At 72.7% G+C, this 18045-nt stretch carries 18 protein-coding genes; 12 read left to right on the top strand and 6 right to left on the bottom strand.

What is annotated here, in order from left to right; all coding sequences use genetic code 11:
• Positions 1 to 4: 4 nt before the first annotated feature.
• From DEJ27_RS16595 to DEJ27_RS16580, 4 genes are all read right to left on the bottom strand, one after another.
• Positions 5 to 490 (bottom strand): tetratricopeptide repeat protein, encoded by a 486-nt coding sequence (locus DEJ27_RS16595; RefSeq protein WP_110862841.1) that lies wholly within the window; start codon positions 488 to 490, stop codon positions 5 to 7.
• The gene (locus DEJ27_RS16590; protein ID WP_110862842.1) at positions 487 to 1296 is read right to left on the bottom strand and encodes a PmoA family protein; all 810 of its coding nucleotides are present in this window, start codon (positions 1294 to 1296) and stop codon (positions 487 to 489) included. Before DEJ27_RS16590 ends, DEJ27_RS16595 begins: the two co-directional genes overlap by 4 nt.
• Before the next feature lie 10 nt (positions 1297 to 1306).
• Positions 1307 to 2005: a bifunctional 2-polyprenyl-6-hydroxyphenol methylase/3-demethylubiquinol 3-O-methyltransferase UbiG gene (locus DEJ27_RS16585; RefSeq protein ID WP_110862843.1), complete on the bottom strand. Its 699-nt coding sequence runs from the start codon at positions 2003 to 2005 to the stop codon at positions 1307 to 1309.
• 133 nt (positions 2006 to 2138) lie between these two features.
• Positions 2139 to 2888, bottom strand: coding sequence for a FadR/GntR family transcriptional regulator (locus tag DEJ27_RS16580; RefSeq protein ID WP_110862844.1), 750 nt, complete (start codon positions 2886 to 2888; stop codon positions 2139 to 2141).
• 307 nt (positions 2889 to 3195) lie between these two features.
• Here DEJ27_RS16580 and DEJ27_RS16575 point away from each other — a divergent pair, with 307 nt between their 5' ends.
• From DEJ27_RS16575 to DEJ27_RS16550, 6 genes are read left to right on the top strand one after another with little or no spacing between them, the layout of a single operon-like run.
• Complete coding sequence (locus tag DEJ27_RS16575) at positions 3196 to 4614, top strand: MFS transporter (protein ID WP_110862845.1); 1419 nt, start codon at positions 3196 to 3198, stop codon at positions 4612 to 4614.
• Entirely contained in the window at positions 4611 to 6356 is a 1746-nt protein-coding gene (locus DEJ27_RS16570) for a dihydroxyacetone kinase family protein (protein ID WP_110862846.1), read from the top strand. The genes DEJ27_RS16575 and DEJ27_RS16570 overlap by 4 nt, the downstream gene beginning before the upstream one ends.
• A gap of 25 nt (positions 6357 to 6381) precedes the next feature.
• Positions 6382 to 6867 carry a ribose-5-phosphate isomerase gene (locus tag DEJ27_RS16565; RefSeq protein WP_110862847.1) on the top strand — a complete coding sequence of 162 codons (486 nt, stop codon included), beginning with the start codon at positions 6382 to 6384 and terminating at the stop codon, positions 6865 to 6867.
• Positions 6867 to 7688: a triose-phosphate isomerase family protein gene (locus DEJ27_RS16560; protein ID WP_110862848.1), complete on the top strand. Its 822-nt coding sequence runs from the start codon at positions 6867 to 6869 to the stop codon at positions 7686 to 7688. Before DEJ27_RS16565 ends, DEJ27_RS16560 begins: the two co-directional genes overlap by 1 nt.
• A complete protein-coding gene (locus tag DEJ27_RS16555) occupies positions 7685 to 8530 on the top strand; it encodes a sugar phosphate isomerase/epimerase (RefSeq protein WP_110862849.1) in 846 nt (281 codons plus the stop codon). Before DEJ27_RS16560 ends, DEJ27_RS16555 begins: the two co-directional genes overlap by 4 nt.
• Positions 8527 to 9444 (top strand): phosphogluconate dehydrogenase C-terminal domain-containing protein, encoded by a 918-nt coding sequence (locus DEJ27_RS16550; RefSeq protein ID WP_110862850.1) that lies wholly within the window; start codon positions 8527 to 8529, stop codon positions 9442 to 9444. The genes DEJ27_RS16555 and DEJ27_RS16550 overlap by 4 nt, the downstream gene beginning before the upstream one ends.
• A gap of 32 nt (positions 9445 to 9476) precedes the next feature.
• Here the strand turns inward: DEJ27_RS16550 and DEJ27_RS16545 are convergent, their stop codons facing one another.
• On the bottom strand, positions 9477 to 11072 hold the full coding sequence (locus tag DEJ27_RS16545) for a hypothetical protein (protein ID WP_111091476.1): 1596 nt from the start codon (positions 11070 to 11072) through the stop codon (positions 9477 to 9479).
• Between the two features lie 80 nt (positions 11073 to 11152).
• On the opposite strand from DEJ27_RS16545, the gene DEJ27_RS16540 reads away from it, so the two are divergent.
• The 3 genes from DEJ27_RS16540 to DEJ27_RS16530 all read left to right on the top strand — a co-directional run bounded on the left by DEJ27_RS16540 (position 11153) and on the right by DEJ27_RS16530 (position 12816).
• On the top strand, positions 11153 to 11914 hold the full coding sequence (locus tag DEJ27_RS16540) for an SDR family NAD(P)-dependent oxidoreductase (RefSeq protein WP_110862852.1): 762 nt from the start codon (positions 11153 to 11155) through the stop codon (positions 11912 to 11914).
• A gap of 109 nt (positions 11915 to 12023) precedes the next feature.
• Entirely contained in the window at positions 12024 to 12215 is a 192-nt protein-coding gene (locus DEJ27_RS16535; protein WP_110862853.1) for a hypothetical protein, read from the top strand.
• An 85-nt stretch (positions 12216 to 12300) separates the two neighbouring features.
• On the top strand, positions 12301 to 12816 hold the full coding sequence (locus DEJ27_RS16530) for a hypothetical protein (protein ID WP_146238634.1): 516 nt from the start codon (positions 12301 to 12303) through the stop codon (positions 12814 to 12816).
• A 9-nt stretch (positions 12817 to 12825) separates the two neighbouring features.
• On the opposite strand, the gene DEJ27_RS16525 is transcribed toward DEJ27_RS16530, so the two are convergent.
• A complete protein-coding gene (locus tag DEJ27_RS16525) occupies positions 12826 to 14277 on the bottom strand; it encodes a PLP-dependent aminotransferase family protein (protein ID WP_146238635.1) in 1452 nt (483 codons plus the stop codon).
• A 21-nt stretch (positions 14278 to 14298) separates the two neighbouring features.
• On the opposite strand from DEJ27_RS16525, the gene DEJ27_RS16520 reads away from it, so the two are divergent.
• From DEJ27_RS16520 to rlmN, 3 genes are all read left to right on the top strand, one after another.
• The gene (locus DEJ27_RS16520; protein ID WP_110862856.1) at positions 14299 to 15057 is read left to right on the top strand and encodes a pyridoxamine 5'-phosphate oxidase family protein; all 759 of its coding nucleotides are present in this window, start codon (positions 14299 to 14301) and stop codon (positions 15055 to 15057) included.
• A gap of 182 nt (positions 15058 to 15239) precedes the next feature.
• The gene (locus DEJ27_RS16515; RefSeq protein WP_110862857.1) at positions 15240 to 16193 is read left to right on the top strand and encodes a C40 family peptidase; all 954 of its coding nucleotides are present in this window, start codon (positions 15240 to 15242) and stop codon (positions 16191 to 16193) included.
• 93 nt (positions 16194 to 16286) lie between these two features.
• Positions 16287 to 17519 carry a 23S rRNA (adenine(2503)-C(2))-methyltransferase RlmN gene (gene rlmN, locus DEJ27_RS16510; protein ID WP_110862858.1) on the top strand — a complete coding sequence of 411 codons (1233 nt, stop codon included), beginning with the start codon at positions 16287 to 16289 and terminating at the stop codon, positions 17517 to 17519.
• Positions 17520 to 18045 lie beyond the last annotated feature (526 nt).

Genomic DNA, 18045 nt, shown 5'->3' with positions numbered 1-18045 from the left:
CGCGTCAGTCCTCGGTGAGGGCCGCCGCGTAGGCACGGACGGACCGGTGGTACCGGGGGAGCGTCGGCTCGACGGCCTCGATCGCGACGCGCAGTGCCTCGGCGGAGCGGCCCGCGCTGTGCAGTGCGAGCGCGAGGAACACCCTCGGTGCCGCTCCGGTGGCTGGGTGTCCCGGCGCGTCGCGGAGCATCGCGATGGCCGCGTCGATCCGGCCGAGGTTCCGCAGCGTCGAGGCGTGCTGGACGACCATCCTGGCGGCGCGGTCCGGGTCGACGGAGTCCAGGCCGGCTGCGGTCGCGGCGGCGTACTGCACGTCGGCATCGCCCTCGTGTCCGCCCGAGTCGAAGGCGCCGCCGAGCTCGAACGCGCCCAGTGCGGGATGCGGAGCGTCAGCGGCGAGGTCGCGCATCCGCTCGATCCGCTGCTGGTCGTCGATCGTGTCGTCGTCCCACAGCGCCGCGACGCGTGACTCCCAGTCTCCGGTGCTCATCCGGCGAGCGTACCGCCGTCGGTGATCGTCGCGCGGAACGAGCGGACCAGCGGTGCGCCGGGCTGCACGACGGCGGGGGTGTCCCACGCCAGGGCCGAGCCGATCGCGGGGTAATCCTCGGCACGGACGAACCAGGGGTCGTGGTGGTCGACGGCCTCGATCCGGATCGTCGCCGGCCCGCCGTCGAACACCGCCGACCAGGTGATCCAGGGTGCGATCGAGCCGTGCGCGGCGGTCTCGCCCTCGGCGTCGGCGGTCCGGACGACGACCCCCGTGCACTCGGGGAACCGCCAGAAGAAGCCGCCGTAGCCCGCTCCGGTCCGGCCGTTGCTGCCCGGCCCACCGAGGTGCACGGCGGAGTCACCGGGGGCGCGGAACGACGACGACCAGGACAGCTCCCACCCGGATTCGACCGCGCGCCAGCGCAGGGTGCGGTCCTCGCGCAGGACCACCGTGCGGTCCGGGCCCCGCCAGACGAGTTCCTCGGTGGACGTCGTGTCGTGCTGCTCGGCGTGCACGACCTCCACCGAGCCGTGGTCGTCGCGCCACACGTAGCCGAGCCCCTGGACGTAGGTCCGGCCGCCCCAGCAGTTCACGCCGTCGACGTCGGGGATCGCGACGCCGACGCCGCAGTGCCAGTCGTGGTCGCCGGGGTGGTGCGCGCTGACGACGGTGCCACCGGGGGTCCGGACCGGGTGCAGGTACGGCCGAGGGGACGACGTGGCGATCGTGCCGGCGCCGTTGCGTTCGACGGCGACCTCGACACCGTCCACCACGAGTGCGCGGATGCCGTCGTCGGTGCTCACACCACCGACGCTACCCGCGCGTCAGTCGGGCGAGCACGACGCTGTCGAGGACCTCGTGCGGGTCCCCGTCAGGTGTCGTCGCGGTGCGCGGCCGGACCTCGGCGACCAGGACGTCCCACCGGTCGTCGAGCTGCAGGGCGGCGAGGTCGTCGGCCGGCGAGGGGAACCGGTACCCCCGCAGCTCGGGCGGCAGGTCGTCGTGCGGGGGAGCGGCGTGTGCAGTGACGAGCAGGTGCCCACCGGCGTCGACGAAGCCGGCGGCCCGACGCAGGATGTCGGCTCGGGGGATCTCCACCGGCCACGACTGCAGGAATGACGCCGTCACCAGGTCGAACCGTGCGGCGGTGTCCCACCGGTCGAGGTCCGCGGCGACGAACGCCGTCCGGTCCTCCACCCCTGCGGCGACGGCAGCGCGCGAACCACGCTGGAGCGCCGTCACGGACAGGTCGATGCCCGTCACGTCCCACCCCTGCTCGGCGAGCCACACCACGTCGCCGCCCTCGCCGCAGCCGAGGTCGAGCGCTCGCCCCACCGGCAGCCCCCACGTCGCCGAGGCGAGCACGGCGTTCACCCGGCCGGACCAGATGCCGTCGCGCTCGGCGTAGCGGGCCTCCCACCATTCCCGAGCGGACGGTGCGGCGGGGGCCTCGGGGGCCTCGGTGGCATCGGTGGCAGATCCGGCGGCGGAGCCGTCGTGGTGGGTGTGCATGCACCTACTCCAGCGCACCGGCCGGGCCGGACCCAAGCGGTGTTGCCGACCCGGCAACACCGAACCTGCGGGGCGGGCGCGACCCGGGCCTCCCGTCCGCCCCGATCGTGCGCGCGCCGCGCCGCGCCGCCCGCTACTCGTCGGCGGGCAGTGGCTCGGCGTGCTCGATGCGGGCGCTCGCCGTGGCCATGTGCGCGTCCATCGCGCGCTGCACGGCGGACACGTCGCGGGCGCGCAAGGCCTCGAAGACGGCGCGGTGCTCGTGGAACGCGGCCTCGGTCGCTTGCCGGGTCTGCACGCGCCGCGCGACCCAGACGCTCAGCATCGAGCGCAGGCTCTGCAGCAGGTCGGCGAGCACGTCGTTGCCCGAGGCCCGCGCCAGCAGGACGTGGAACCGGACGTCGGCGTCGATGAAGGCCTGCGGGTCGTCGAGGGTCTCCTCCTGCCGGACCAGGTACTCGCCGAGCTCGGTGATCTGCTCGTCGGTGGCGCGCTGCGCGGCGAGGATCGCGGCCGTGCGCTCCAGCGAGGACCGGATCTCGAGCAGCTCGCGGGTGCGGTTCGACGCCAGCATGAGCCCCCACGACAGGGTCGTCGGGAGCAGGTCCGAGGTGCCTCCGCGCAGGTAGGTGCCCGAGCCGGGGCGGATCTGCACGATGCCCAGGATCTCGAGGGCGGCGAGGGCCTCACGGACGGCTGAGCGTCCGACGCCGAGCCGCTCGGACAGGATCCGCTCCGAGGGCAGCCGTGAGCCGGGGGCCAGCTCGCCGGCGGTGAGCAGCGAGACGAGCTGTCGGGCGACCACCGAGGCGGGGGACCCGACGGGCACGGACTCGAGTTCGAGTCGGATGTTGAGGGGGTCGTCCGGGCTGAACGCGGGCATGCAGTGAGCGTACCGGTCGGTCAACCGGTTGCGGCAGGAGCGGCGCCGAGGCGACCGGCGTCGCGGAGGAAGCAGCAGCGCGCGTGAAATGGTCAACCGGTTGACAAGTTGGCCGACCGCGACGCAGACTGGACCAGGCGCACCGATGCGCCCGCTCCCGATCCGCGCAGCAGCACGGAGCGTCCCGGCCCAGCAGCCAGGACTGTCCCGGCCCAGCCGCCAGGACCATCCCGGCGCAGCCGCCAGGACCATCCCGGCGCAGCCGCCAGGGCGGGAGTCGTACCACCCCCACCGAGCAGGAGTCATCGTGGACATCCCCGCCACGCGAGGCATCCCCACCTCGGTCGTCGAGAAGACGGCCATCCGCAAGATCGCGATCCGCATCGTGCCGTTCGTGGCACTGATGTTCTTCATCAACTTCCTCGACCGCACCGCGATCTCCTTCGCCGCCCCCAACGGCATGGAGGCCGACCTCGGCCTGACCGCCGCCCAGTTCGGGTTCGCGTCCGGTGTGTTCTTCATCGGCTACCTCGTGCTCGAGGTGCCGTCCAACCTGGCGCTGCACAGGTTCGGCGCCCGGATCTGGCTCGCCCGCATCATGATCACGTGGGGCATCGTGTCCCTGCTCTTCACGTGGGTGCAGAACTACCCGCAGCTCGTCGGCCTGCGCTTCCTGCTCGGCATCGCCGAGGCCGGCTTCTTCCCCGGCGCGATCCTGTTCCTGTCGACCTGGGTCCCGGCTCGTCACCGCGGCAAGATGCTCGCGCTGTTCTACCTGGCGCAGCCGCTCACGAGCGTCATCGGTTCCCCGCTCGCCGGCTGGCTGATGACCCACGAGGGGATCCTCGGCGGCCTGGCCGGATGGCGCTTCATGTTCCTGTGCGTCTCGATCCCGGCGATCATCGTCGGCGTCCTGTGCCTCTTCGTGCTCAAGGACAAGCCGTCGCAGGCGAAGTGGCTCGACGAGGACGAGAAGGTCTGGCTTGAGACGACGCTCGCTGCCGAGAGCGCGGCGAAGGGCGGCGGCGACGGTCACGGCAAGGGCGGCCTGCGTGCGGCCTTCGGCTCCGGCCGCGTCTGGATGCTCGCCGCGGTGTACTTCGGCTTCATCTACGGCCTCTACGCGCTCAGCTTCTTCCTGCCGACGATCATCGACGGCTTCCAGGAGCAGTTCGGCACCACGTTCGACCTGTTCCAGAAGGGCCTCATCACGGCCATCCCGTACGTGCCGGCCGCGGTGGTCCTGTACTTCTGGTCGCGTGACGCCTTCCGTCGTGGCGTCCGGGTCTGGCACATCGCCGTCCCGGCCCTTGTCGGTGGCCTGAGCATCCCGGTCGCGCTCTACATGAACAGCCCGGCCGCGACCGTCGCGGTCATCGCGATCACCGCGTGTGCGATCTTCGCGGCCCTGCCGAACTTCTGGACGGTCCCGACGCAGTTCCTGACCGGTGCCGCCGCGGCCGCGGGGGTCGCCCTCATCAACACCGTCGGCAACCTCGGTGGGTTCGCCGCCCCGTACATCACCGGTGCGGTCAGCGAGTGGACCGGCGGGTACCAGGTGCCGATGTTCATCGTCGGGTTCTTCATGGTGCTGTCGAGCGTGCTGATGTTCGTGCTCGGCCGGAACACGAAGCGCAACGAAACGGCCGCCGCGGCGTCCGGAGCCGACACCGCGGTCGCCGCCACGGACGGACCGACCGCCATCGCGAAGGAGGCCGGCGCATGACCCGCCTGTTCAACGACCCGGCGGACTTCGCCGACGAGATGGTGGACGGCTTCGTCGCCGCCAACCGCGCCCGGGTCCGCAGGGTGCACGGCGGTGTCGCCCGCTCCACCACCAGCCCCGAGGGCACCGTCGCGCTCGTCGTCGGCGGTGGCTCCGGCCACTACCCGGCCTTCGGCGGCCTCGTCGGGCACGGCCTGGCGGCCGGTGCCGCGATGGGCAACCTGTTCGCCAGCCCGAGTGCCCAGCAGGTCACCGCGGTCGCGAAGGCGTCCGAGCACGGCGGTGGCGTGCTGCTGAGCTACGGCAACTACGCGGGTGACGTCCTCAACTTCGACGCGGCGGCACGGGCACTCGAGGCACAGGGCATCGACGTCCGCACGGTCCGCGTGACCGACGACGTCGCGTCCGCGCCCGCCGACCAGGCACACCAGCGCCGGGGCATCGCGGGGGACCTCTGCGTGTTCAAGGTGGCCGGCGCGGCCGCGGAACGCGGCGACGACCTCGACGCGGTCACCGCGATCGCGGCCCGGGCCAACGACCGCACGCGCAGCTTCGGGGTCGCGTTCTCGGGTTGCTCCCTGCCCGGCGCCGACGAGCCGCTCTTCACCGTCCCCGAGGGGCGCATGGCCATCGGCATGGGCATCCACGGCGAACGCGGCATCGCCGAGGCCGACGTCCCCACCGCGGACGGCCTGGCCGACCTGCTCGTCGACAAGCTGCTCACCGAGCGACCCGACGGCACCGGCACCACAACACACGGCACCACGACGGATGCCACCCCCCGCGTCGTCCCGATCCTCAACGGCCTCGGCTCGGTCAAGTACGAGGAGCTCTTCGTCGTCTTCGGCGCCGTCCAGCGGAAGCTCACCGACGCCGGCATCGTCATCGTGGAGCCCGAGGTCGGCGAACTCGTCACGAGCTTCGACATGGCGGGCGTCTCGCTCACCCTGTTCTGGCTCGACGACGAACTCGAGCAGCTCTGGGCCGCCCCCGCCGACGCCCCCGCGTACCGCAAGGGCGGCGCCGTCCCGCAGCAGCCGGTGCCGGTCGAGGTGCTCGAAGCCGGCGTGGTCGTGCCCGTGACGCCGGGCAGCGAGGAGTCCCAGGCCTCGGCCGCCCGCGTCGCGAGGGCGATCGCCGCGATCCGCGCCACCATCGACGACCACGCCGACGAGCTCGGCCGCATCGACGCCGTCGCCGGTGACGGCGACCACGGCATCGGCATGCAGCGCGGCTCCACCGCCGCCGACCGTGCGGCACAGGACGCCGCGGCCCGTGGCGCCGGCGCCGGTTCGGTCCTCGCGATCGCCGGAGATTCCTGGTCCGACAAGGCCGGTGGGACCTCCGGTGCGATCTGGGGCGCCGCCCTGGAGGCCCTGGGCCGCGTCCTCGGGGACGAGTCCCGTCCGACACCTGCGACCGTCCAGAGCGCGGTGCACGCCGCCGCCGAAGCCGTCCTGGCCTTCGGGGCCGTCCCCGGCGACAAGACGATGGTCGACGCACTCGTACCGTTCGACCAGGTCTTCTCCGCCCGGGTCGACGCCGGCGACGAGCTCGTCGACGCCTGGTCGGCCGCCTCGGCCGCAGCACAGACCGCGGCGGACGCCACGGCCGACCTGTTGCCCCGGATGGGCCGTGCCCGCACCCACGGCGAGGACGCCGTCGGCACCCCGGACGCCGGCGCGATCTCCTTCGCCCTCATCACCGCCGCGGTCCTGACGACCATCGACGTCCCCGCCTGACCCCCACCCCGAAAGGCACACCCGCATGAGTGAGCAGCAGTTCCGCATCGTCGTCGGTTCGGACGACGCCGGCTTCGACTACAAGGAGGCCATCAAGGCCGACCTGGCGAAGGACCCCCGCGTGGCCTCCGTCGTCGACGTGGGCGTGGACGCCGACGGCCACACCGCCTACCCGCACGTCGCCGTCGACGCCGCTCGTCTGGTGGCGAACGGCGAGGCCGACCGCGCCATCCTGATCTGCGGCACCGGGCTCGGTGTCGCGATCGCGGCGAACAAGGTCCCCGGCATCCGCGCCGTGACCGCGCACGACTCGTTCTCGGTCGAGCGCTCGATCCTGTCGAACGACGCCCAGGTCCTCTGCATGGGTCAGCGCGTCGTCGGGGTCGAGGTCGCGCGCCGGATGGCGACGGAGTGGCTCGGTTACACCTTCGACCAGACGAGCGCGAGTGCCGAGAAGGTCAACGCGATCTGTGCCTACGACGGTTCTGCCCCGGTCGGGACCGACGCCTGATGCCCGCGACCACGGCGACCGCCCCCGTGACGATCGGGGTGTCGCTCAAGATGTACTTCTCGCACGCCCGGACGCTCGCGTGGGCGGCCGCCGTGGCCGACATCGCCCGGAGCCACCCGGCGGTGCGGTCCGGCGCGGTCGAGCTCTTCGTCGTGCCGACGTTCCCGTCGCTCGTCCCCGTCCGGGCGATCCTGACCGAGTCGGGCGTCCCGGTGCTGCTCGGCGCCCAGGACCTCGCCTGGGCCGACGAGGGCGCGTTCACCGGTGAGGTGTCCGGCGCCGAACTCGCCGAGATCGGCGTCGACCTGGTCGAGATCGCGCACGCCGAGCGCCGCTCCCTGTTCCACGAGTCCGACCAGGACATCGCCGGCAAGGTGCACGCCGCCTTCCGCAACGGCCTCCGCCCCCTCGTCTGCATCGGCGAGACCGAGCGCACCGCCGACGGCGACCCCGCGGCCGCGATCGCCGAGGTCACCGCCCAGCTCGACCGCTTCACCGCGACGGCGACCGCCGACGGCCTCGCCGGGCCGCTCATCGCCGCCTACGAGCCGGTGTGGGCGATCGGTGCCCCGCAGCCCGCGCCCGACGAGCACATCGTCGCGGTCCTGGCCGGCATCGAGCAGCACCTGGCGACCCGGCCGGAGCTCGCCGGTTCCGTCGCGATCTACGGCGGCAGTGCCGGTCCGGGCCTGCTGACCCGCGGTGCCGGACGCATCGGCGGCCTGTTCCTCGGCCGTTTCGCCCACGACCCCGAGGCGATCCGCACGATCCTCGACGAAGCCGAGGCGCTGGCCGCGACGCAGAACGGAGCACGGGCATGACCTCCCTGCTCGGCCTCTCCACCTACGCCTACTCCTGGCGCATGTCCGACCGCGTCCCGTCGCCGATGTCCCTCGACGACGCCCTGCGCGACGCCGCGTCGCACGACGGCGTCGACCTGTTCCAGATCTGCGACCATCTGCCGCTCGACACCGCGACCGACGAGCGCCTGGCCTCGATCCGGTCCCTGGCCGCCGACCTCGGTCTCACGCTCGAGGTCGGAACCCGCGGCACCCGTCCCGAGCACCTCGCCCGGTACCTGCACGTCGCGCAGCAGCTCGGCGCGACGCTCGTGCGCAGCATGTGGACGAGCGGCGACGACCAGCCCGACGCGGCCGAGACCGAACGACGCCTGCGGCAGGCGCTCCCCGCCTACGAGCGCGCGGGCGTGACCCTCGCGCTGGAGACCTACGAGGTCGTCGCCACCGCCGACCTCGTCGCCGTCGTCCGGGCGATCGGCTCCGACAGCCTCGGCATCTGCCTCGACCCGGCGAACACCGTCGCCCGGCTCGAACACCCGAGGGACGTCGTGGCGATGACCGGCCCGCACGTCGTGAACTGGCACGTCAAGGACTCCGCCTTCACCCGTTCACCGGGCTGGGTCGGTTTCCAGTACACCGGCGTCCCGATCGGCACCGGGGTCCTCGACCACGACGCCGTCCGCGCCGCGCTCGAGCCCGACACCCGGGGGATCAACCGCGTCATCGAGTTCTGGCTGCCGTGGCAGGACGAGCACGCGGGCGCCGAACCGCTGCCGGGGGAGACCCCCGCACAGACCACCACCCGCATCGAAGCGGCGTGGACCGAACACACCATCGAGTACATCAGGAGCAAGGAATCATGACCGACACCGTCACCACCCCCCACACCGTCGCTGCCGGATCCGGCACGGCCGACGTCACCGTCGCCGTGATCGGTGCCGGCGGCAAGATGGGCACCCGCGTCTCGAACAACTTCGCGAAGAGCGAGTACACCACCCTCTACAGCGAGGCCTCGCCCGCCGGCCAGGAGCGCATCCGGGCCCTCGGCCGCGAGATCACCGACAGCCTCGACGCCGCGAAGGCCGCCGACGTCGTCGTCCTCGCCGTCCCGGACGTCCTGCTCGGCACCATCTCGGAGCAGCTCGTCCCCGTCATGAAGCCCGGCGCGTCGATCCTGACGCTCGACCCCGCGGCCGCCTACGCCGGTCTGCTGGCGAAGCGCGAGGACATCCACTACGCCGTGGCGCACCCGTGCCACCCGTCGGTGTTCCTCGAGCGCACCACCAAGGCCGAGTGGGACGACACCTTCGGTGGCATCGCCGCCCCGCAGGAGGTCATCGCGGCCTTCGACGCCTCGGAGTCGCTCGGCGACGAGGGCGACCGCGCCAAGGCCGTCGCCGAGGCCGTCATCACCACGATGTACGCCCCGGTCATCCAGGTGCACTGGGTCACGGTGAAGCAGCTGGCCGTGCTCGAGCCGACCCTGGTCGAGACGATCGCCTGCATGATCGGCGACTTCCTCAACGACGCCCTCGAGGAGACCGTCACCGGTGTCGGCGTGCCCCGCGAGGCCGCCCGCGCCATGCTCTACGGCCACACCTGGATCGCGCTGACGAACGGCCTGCGCGGCTCGAACCCGTTCTCCGATGCCTGCCACATCGCGATGGGCTACGGCCGCGAGAAGCTCATCAAGGAGGACTGGAAGCAGGTCTTCGACGACAGCGAGCTCGACTCGGTCATCGCGAAGATGCTCAAGATCGACGCCGTCCGGCGCTGAGCCGCACCGCCACCGCCCACCGCGCCGACCCGTCAGCGCGCCCGGACCGGAACGCCCCGCCGACCCCCTTCCGGCGGGGCGTTCCCCGTGCCGTCGGCCGCCACGAACCCGCGCGGCCCCCACGCCTCGGCCAGCGTGATCGAGGCCACGCCCGGCACCGTCAGCGCCCGCACCGAGTCGGCGAACCACCGCTCGGCGGCCGGCGTGTGCTGCGCCGGGTCGGTCGCGTCCGGAACGGTCTCCGGCCCGTACCCGTGCTCGACGGTCGCGTCCGTCACGACCCGGGTCGGCGCCGTCGCCACCGCGTTCCACCGTGGCCGCAGCGTCACCGGCCCGACGTGCAGCGCCCTGCCGGCGGCCAGCCTGGAGGCACTGCGCACCACCCAGCGCTGCATCCGGATCGACTCGGTCACCTGATCGGGCGACCGGTCGTGCATCTGCGGCGTCACGCTGCAGGTCAGGGGGCCGTCCCAGCCCGAGAACACCGCGATCGAGCGGTTCAGCTCGGTGAAGTGGGCACGGGTACCGGCGACGACCTCCAGGGTGCCGACCGCTGCCACCGCTTCGCGCAGCGCCCGCTGCAGCGCCGGCGTCGTCACGTGCGACACCGGGTCGAACGCGCCGACGCGAGCCACCGGCCCGCCCTCGAGCACCGCGTCGATCGCCGCGCGCAGCGGCACCGGGTCGTCGGTGACGAACCGGACGTCCAGGGGAGCGCCACCCGCGTCCCGTCGGGCCGAGGCGAGCACCGCCTCGACGTTCGGGGCCCCGAGGGTCGGCTCGACCAGGATTGGGAACCCGCGGAGCAGGTCGGCGTCGTCCGGGCGCGCAGCGACCGGCGCCGAACCCGCGAGCAGCTGGAGCGTCGGCGGCGGCGTGACCACGGCACCGGGACCCGGCCCGTCGAGCGCTGCGAGGTCCGGGGCGGGGGAGGCCGCGCCTCCCGACCGGGTGCCCGGACCACCTGCTGAACCGACCGTCGTCGCACGCAGGGTGAGCCCCTGCCGGACCATCCTCCCAGGCGTGATCGCGATCGGGAACCGCTCGGCGAGCGGCGTCGAGTACGTCTTGAACGAGGCGTCGGTCCAGTTCCGCTGGTCCTCGGTCTCGAACACGTCGCCGGTCAGGTCGAGCGCCAGCGCGACCGGGCCCGCCGCCCAGTCGAGCCCGGCGACGTCGACGGCAGGCTGGTGCGGCGCGATCCAGAACGGGAACGCCGTCGCGGTGCTGACACCGGACGGATGCCGCACCGTGAGCGGCTGCCCCGCCAGGGTCGGCGGGTGCAGGACGACGAGCCCGAGGCGATTGCGGCGGAAGGCCCGCGTGACCGTCCCGAGCGCGGAGACCCGAAGGGTGTCGTCGTCGAGCGTGACCTCGAGGACCGTGCGGACGACCTCGACGCCGTCGTACCGTGCGCTGGTCTCGATGCGGATGCACCTGTCGTCACCACCGACCGCGCGTGTCAGCACCGTGTCGTCGGCGGTGCGCCAGTCGTGGTCGCGGACGACGAACCGGACGGCGCGCAGGACGAGCACGCCCCGGAAGGCGACGTCGGCGAGTTCGGCTCCGCGCAGCGCCAGACGCCAGTGCCCGACGGACACGATCTCGTCGTTCGACGTCGCAGTCATGGTGCATGCCTAGCACCGGTCAACCGGTTGGGCAATGATGGGGGTGACGGAGCAGCGCTGCTCCGAGGACGGAGTCCCACATGACCGCACGACTCGACGGCCGGACCGCACTCGTCACGGGAGCGGGGTCCGGCATCGGCCGCGCGATCGCCGACCGCTTCGTGGCCGAGGGGGCGAGGGTCGTCTACGCCGACCGGGACGCCGACGCGGCCAACAGTGCCGCCGTCGCAGCCGGTCCGACCGCGATCGGCCTGACGATGGACATCGCCGACGAGGCGAGCGTGGCCGCGGGGTTCGCCGAACTGGCCGACCGTGGTGCGACCCCGGACGTCGTGGTCGCGAACGCCGGGGTGCAGCTGTTCGGCCACGACGCGAAGGTCGCGGACCTGTCGCTGGAGACCTGGGACCGCACGCTCGCGGTCAACCTCACCGGCACGTTCCTGACGATCAAGCACGCCGTCCGGGCGATGCTCGCGAGCGGCACCGGCGGGTCGGTCATCGCCACCGGGTCCCCAACCGGCTTGAACGGTGAGGGCGCCGACTTCGCGGCGTACTCCTCGACCAAGGGCGGCATCCACGCACTCGTCCGGGCGACCGCGATGGCCTACGCGGGGAACGGCATCCGGGTGAACACGGTCGTGCCTGGCTACACCGAGACCGGCCTCGTCTCGGCGATCTCCGGCGACCCCGAGGCCCGAGCCGCGATCGTCGCCCGCACCCCCCTCGGCCGCCCGGGCACCCCCGACGACGTCACCGGGATCATGGTCTACCTGGCCAGCGCGGAGTCGTCCTACGCCACCGGCGCGGAGTTCCGCGTCGACGGCGGCATGACGAGCCTCTGACCCGTCTCGGAGGCCCGGTGCGCCCCGCCGGACCCTCCCACGCCCGACATTTGGCCGCGGAACGCAGCAGGTGGTTCCGCGGCTCCCGGCACGCGTACCGTCCGTCGCGATGACCGAATCGCCCACCACTGCCCCGTCGAACTACGAGTCCGCCGACGGTGTGGACCCCCTGCACCTCACCACCTACCGACAGGTCCGCAAGGCCGCCCGCCGCGGACACGCACTGCCCGGCGACGCCGGTGAGCCGTCCCTGGCCGACCTCGTGAACGCACGGGGGAACGGCACCGCTGAGTCCCGCTGACGCAAGCTCACGATCCGGTCTCGACGAGGTCTCGATCGGGACACGACGACGCGAGCAGCACGAGGGTGCTGCCACGATGACGTTCATGGTCTCCTTCCGGTCCGCACTGCCCCTGGTCGTCGTGAGCGCGGTCCTCGTGTCCGGTTCGCTCGCCGGGTGCTCGGCCGATGCGGGCACCGCGGCGGTGTCGACGTCGACCCCGACGCCGACCTCGGAGACCTCGGACGCCCAGCCCGTGCGCGGTGCGACGGACCCGATGGAAGAAGACCGGAGTGCTGCGGCGATCTGCGGCCAGATCAGCGCGCTGACGACGATCTCGCTGAACGCGACGGTCGCGCACAGCCAGGGCGATCTCTCCGAGGCGCAGTACCAGGCACTGATCGCCGCCGAACGCTTCGGCTACGAGCACCTGTCGAGCAGCGACGAGGAACTCGACGACGCGATCGACTACGCGCACGAGTACCTCGACGCGCACCCCGCACCGGAGTCCGGGCCGGCGCTCGAGATGACTCCCGGGTGGGAACTCGTCGGGCGAACCCTGATCACCGCGTGCCGGGGGGCCGGGTCGAACGTCGTGGGCACCGCCCAGTACGGCGGCTGACGACCCTGATCAGCTTCCCGTGACCGCTGCCACCAGCGCGTCGAGCGCGCGGTCGAGCTCCGGCAGCGTCACGGCGCCGTAGCCGAACACGATGCCCGGCGGCGTGCTGCCCGGCGCGAGCCCGTACTCCTCGAGCGTCGCGACGAGCACCCCGGCGTCCGCCAGCCGAGGCGCGATCTGCGCCCCGGTGGTCGGACCCGACCACGTGACCACCGCGTGCAGCCCGCCGTTGAGAGCACGGGCCTCCAGGCCGGCGACGCCGCCGAGCCGAGCCGCGATCCGGGCCCGGCGGTGCGTGTAGTCGCGGCGCACCCGACCCAGGTGCCGCCGCAGCGCACCCGTCCGCAGCATGTGCACGAGCGCGGCCTGCACCGGCTCGGCGACGACCGCACCACGTGCCCGACGGGCGGCGAGCACCGCCTCCGTCACCGGGGAACCCGTCGCCGCGACCGTCGGCAGCACGACGTACGCGCAGCGCAGCCGGGGGTCGAGCGTCTTCGAGAAGCCGCCGACGTGCAGCACCACGCCCTCCGCGTCGAGTGCGGCCAGCGCGGGCACGGGCGCGCCGCGGTGCCGGAACTCCGAGTCGTAGTCGTCCTCCACCACCACGGTGCCGGTGGTGGCGGCCCAGGTGAGCAGCCGCCGGCGCCGGGCGACGGGCATCACCGACCCGAGCGGGTACTGGTGCGTCGGGCTGACCAGGACGGCGTCGACCGGTCCGGCGGCCTCGAGCGCGTCGAGGTCGAGGCCGTCCTCCCGGACCGGGACGCCCACCAGGGACCCGCCCGCGCTCGTGATCGCACGGTGTCCGGTGCGGTAGCCGGGGTCCTCGACGGCGACGACGGGAGCGCGACCCAGCAGCCCCCGCAGCGCCTCGGTGACGAGCGACAGCGCCTCCGAGGTCCCCGCGGTCACGAGCACCCGGTCGACCGTCGCCGTGAACCCGCGGGTCAGGCCGAGCTGGGCGACGACCTGTGCCCGCAGGTCGGGGGAGCCGAGCGGGTCCGCGATCGCGTTCCGGAGCGGGGCCGACGCCGCTGCGCGCCAGGCTGCCTGCCAGTCCCGCTGCGGGATGGCCGTGACGGCGGGGATGCCCGGACGGCAGTCGATGAGCGGAGCGGACGGCGAAGCGGCCGCGAGGCTGACCGCGCCAGAGCCGGCGGTGTCCGTGCCGACGGCCGACGGCGCACTCGTCGTCGGCCCGTGCAGGTCCGCCGCGACCCGCGCGAGGGCACCGTGCCGCGTCCGCAGGTACCCCTCGCCGTCGAGCTGCTCGTACGCCGCGACGACGGTGCCCCGGGCCACCCCGAGTTCCGCCGCGAGCGCCCGCGTCGACGGCAGCGGATCGCCTTCGCGCAGGGTGCCGTCGTGCACCATCCCGCGCACCCGTGCCACCACGCCGGACACCTTGCTCGACTGGTCCACCGTGATCGCCCCGATCTGGTCCACATGCCGGACCACTGGTGACCCTAGCGTGAGCCCATGCCCACCCCGAACACCCAGCCGAACCCGACGGACCCGACCGCCGACGGCCCCTCGCTCCGTGTCCGCCGCCTGCGCGACCGCCAGTCCGACGACCCCGCGGTCCTGCACGCGATCCTCGCCGAGGCGCACCTGGCCCACGTCGGCATCGTCCGCGATGGCCACCCCGTCGTCCTGCCGTTCCTCTGCGCCGTCGGGGACCTCGGCGACGGCCCCGTCCTGCTGCTGCACGGCTCGACCGGTGGCGGTCTGTTCCTCGACGCCGGGGCCGAGGGCGTCCCGGTCGCCGCCACCGTCACCCACCTGGACGGCCTCGTCTTCGCACGCTCGACCAACGACAGCTCGGCGAACTACCGCAGCGCGATGATCGCCGGGCGCGCCACCGTGGTGCCGACCGACCTCCGCACCGAAGCCCTCTGGCAGGTGGCCGACCACCTCATGCCGGGCCGCCGAGCCGAGGTGCGCGAGATGACCGCGAAGGAGGTCCGCGCCACCCAGGTCCTCCAGCTGCCCCTCGACCGCGCGAGCGTCAAGGTCCGAGCCCACGGTGTCGGCGAGGACCCGGCAGACGGCGAGGACCACACCGTCTGGGCGGGCGTCCTGCCACTCGCGGTCCGCGCCGGGGTCCCGATCCCGGGGGACATCTCGGGGGACAGCCCGGTGGACGCATCGGTCGTCGCGCTGTCGGCTCGCCTCGACCGCCTGGCGGCCGACCGGGAGGCCCGGATCGCCGCCGTCATGCGGGTCACGCCGGTCTGAGCCCGGGTCCACCGCTACGGGCCGGCTCCGGAACGCCCGTGCGCGCCGTCGGAGTGGCCTGCGAGCGGTGCTCGTTCCTGTGACCAGCCGCAGGAACACTCCGGCGCTGCCCAGCCGCGAGCACCGCCGTGACCAATACGTTACTTTCCGGACCGCCGAGTGGTCCCGACCCGGAAGGACACATGGGACGCCACACCCTGCCTGCAGCAGCCGACGACCGTCAGCCCGCGCGAACGCATGCGCACCCCGCGGTCGGCCCCGCGCCGCTGACGCCGGACACGCAGCAGTCCCGTCCCCGTGGTCGCCGCTCGGCCCTCGGCCCCGCGGCCGCCCGTTCCACCTTCGTCGAGCACCCGAAGCCGGCCCTGACCGTGCGGATGCAGCCGCGTCCCGCCTCCGTCGCGTCGTCGGCCGGCAGCGCGGTGCTGAGCCGGACCGCCACCCTGCGCGCCGAGCGCGCCGTCGACCCGCGGCACATCCGCCGTTCCGCGAACGCGAAGCGCGCGGCGATCCTGCTCGCCCCCGCCATCGCGGTGACCTCGAGCCTGACGCTCGCCCTGCCCGCGAACGCCGACACCCTGCCTGCGGACACCCGTTCCGGCACGACCACGGCGCAGGACGCCCAGACCTTCACGGTGGCGCACGACGTCCAGGTCCCCGTGGTCTCCACCGACGGCATGACCACCACGACGACGATCGTGTCCTACCCGACGCTCGACCTCCGCTTCGGGGTGACGACCGCGCAGGCGCAATCCGCGTTGTCCGCCGCACTCTCGGCCGGGGGCGATCGGGCCACGATCGTGCAGACCGCCCTGCAGTACATGGGGGACCCGTACGTCGAGGGCGGCGCGAGCCACGAGGGCATCGACTGCTCCGGGCTCACGATGGTCGCGTACCAGGCGGTGGGGATCCAGCTCGTGCACTACGTGCCGACGCAGGACGCCGTCGCCACCACGATCCCGGAGTCCGAGGCGTTGCCGGGCGATCTCGTGGTGTACGACGACGAGGACCACGTCGGCCTGTACCTCGGCCAGGGGCTCGTGCTGCAGGCACCGCACCCGGGCGAGGTCGTCGACATCGTCCCGATGTACTCGGCGGCGCACCACTTCGCGCGCGTCCTGCCGGCCGGCGGCTGACCCGACCAGCTGTGGTGTGGCCATGGTGGTGACCAGCAGGACCACCCGGACGGGGCGTCCCCACCGATCACGGGCCTCCCGTATCCTGGAGTGATGGCTTCCGACACCCGCACCCCGTTCGAACAGCAGCAGTCTGCTCGTCCGCAGGTGCGCCCGCGCACCGAGGGCTGGAAGCAGGCCACCGACACCGACGGTCGCCCGCTCCTGCAGTTCGCGTCCCCGAAGCGTGGCAAGCCGCCCGTGCACCTGGCCGACCTGACGGCCGAGGAACGCGAGGCCCGCGTGAAGGAACTCGGCCTGCCCGGGTTCCGCGCCAAGCAGCTCGCGACCCACTACTTCCAGCACTACACGTCCGACCCGGCGAAGATGACCGACCTGCCCGCCGCCCAGCGGGAGCAGCTCGTCGCCGGGATGCTGCCGCCGCTCCTCACCGAGACCCGGCGGCTGGCGACCGACAACGGCGACACGATCAAGTTCCTCTGGAAGCTGCACGACGGCGCCCTGGTCGAGTCGGTCCTCATGCGCTACCCGGGCCGCATCACCCTGTGCGTCTCGTCCCAGGCCGGGTGCGGCATGAACTGCCCGTTCTGCGCCACCGGCCAGGCGGGGCTGACCCGCAACATGTCCACCGCCGAGATCATCGAGCAGATCGTCCGGGCCAACGCCGCGATCGCCGCCGGTGAGCTCGGAGGCGATCCCCGCAAGGGCGGCCAGGACCGCGTCGACGCCGAGCGCGTGACGAACATCGTGTTCATGGGCATGGGGGAGCCGCTCGCGAACTACAAGCGGGTGATGGACGCCGTGCGGTTGATGGTCGCACCGCAGCCGAACGGTCTGGGCATGAGTGCCCGTGGCATCACGGTGTCGACCGTCGGCCTGGTGCCGGCGATGATCAAGCTCGCGGACGAAGGGATCCCGCTCACCTTCGCGCTCTCCCTGCACGCCCCCGACGACGAGCTCCGCGACGAGCTTATCCCGGTCAACTCGCGCTGGAAGGCCGACGAGGCGATCGACGCCGCCCACAACTACTACGTCAAGACGGGCCGTCGTGTCTCGATCGAGTACGCGCTCATCAAGGACATGAACGACCACGCCTGGCGAGCCGACCTGCTCGCCGAGAAGCTCAACAAGCGCGGCAAGGGGTGGGTGCACGTCAACCCGATCCCGCTCAACCCGACACCGGGCTCCGTGTGGACCTCGTCCGAGGTGCACGTGCAGGACGAGTTCGTCCGCCGACTCAACGCCGCCGGCATCCCGACGACCCTGCGCGACACCCGCGGCAAGGAGATCGACGGGGCGTGCGGGCAGTTGGCAGCGGCGGAGTAGGTCGGTCGGATCAGCGGGACCGGTCCAGTCCGGTTGGTCTGGTGGTCGTCTGTTCGTTCAGTCGGGAGGCACGGTGCGGGTTCGCACCGTGCCTTCCGTCGTTCCCGGGGATCGCGCTCACCCCGTCGATCCCCGGAAACCCGGGGGACACGTGCCGTTCACCCGACTGCGACACGCCCGGGAGGGACGACGGTTGGCAGGGCCCCCGGGGCGTGTGTAAAGTAATCACTCGTTGCCGCTGAGGCGGAGAACGGAACGGCCGAGACGGTCACAGGGTGCAAGCCCTGGATGCGCAGTCCGGACGGGGTCCCGCTCAGGCAACCAACTCCTCGGAACCACGACCTCTGGTTGTGTGCCCGGGATGTTGTACAAGACGAATGCCTCTCTGGCGGAACCTTTTGCGGGTCGAGCGGGGAGTGCGTCTGGTCCTTGAGAACTCAACAGCGTGCACATTGTCAATGCCAATTTATTGATTGACCTCGTGCCTGGTCGGTTTGCCGATCGGGTCATGAAGCAATTCCTTTTG

This window comes from Curtobacterium sp. MCPF17_018 (genome assembly GCF_003234135.1).
Classification (GTDB): Bacteria; Actinomycetota; Actinomycetes; order Actinomycetales; family Microbacteriaceae; genus Curtobacterium; species Curtobacterium flaccumfaciens.
Note: the sequence above shows the minus strand (reverse complement) of the source record. Positions and strands in the feature narration are given on the sequence as shown.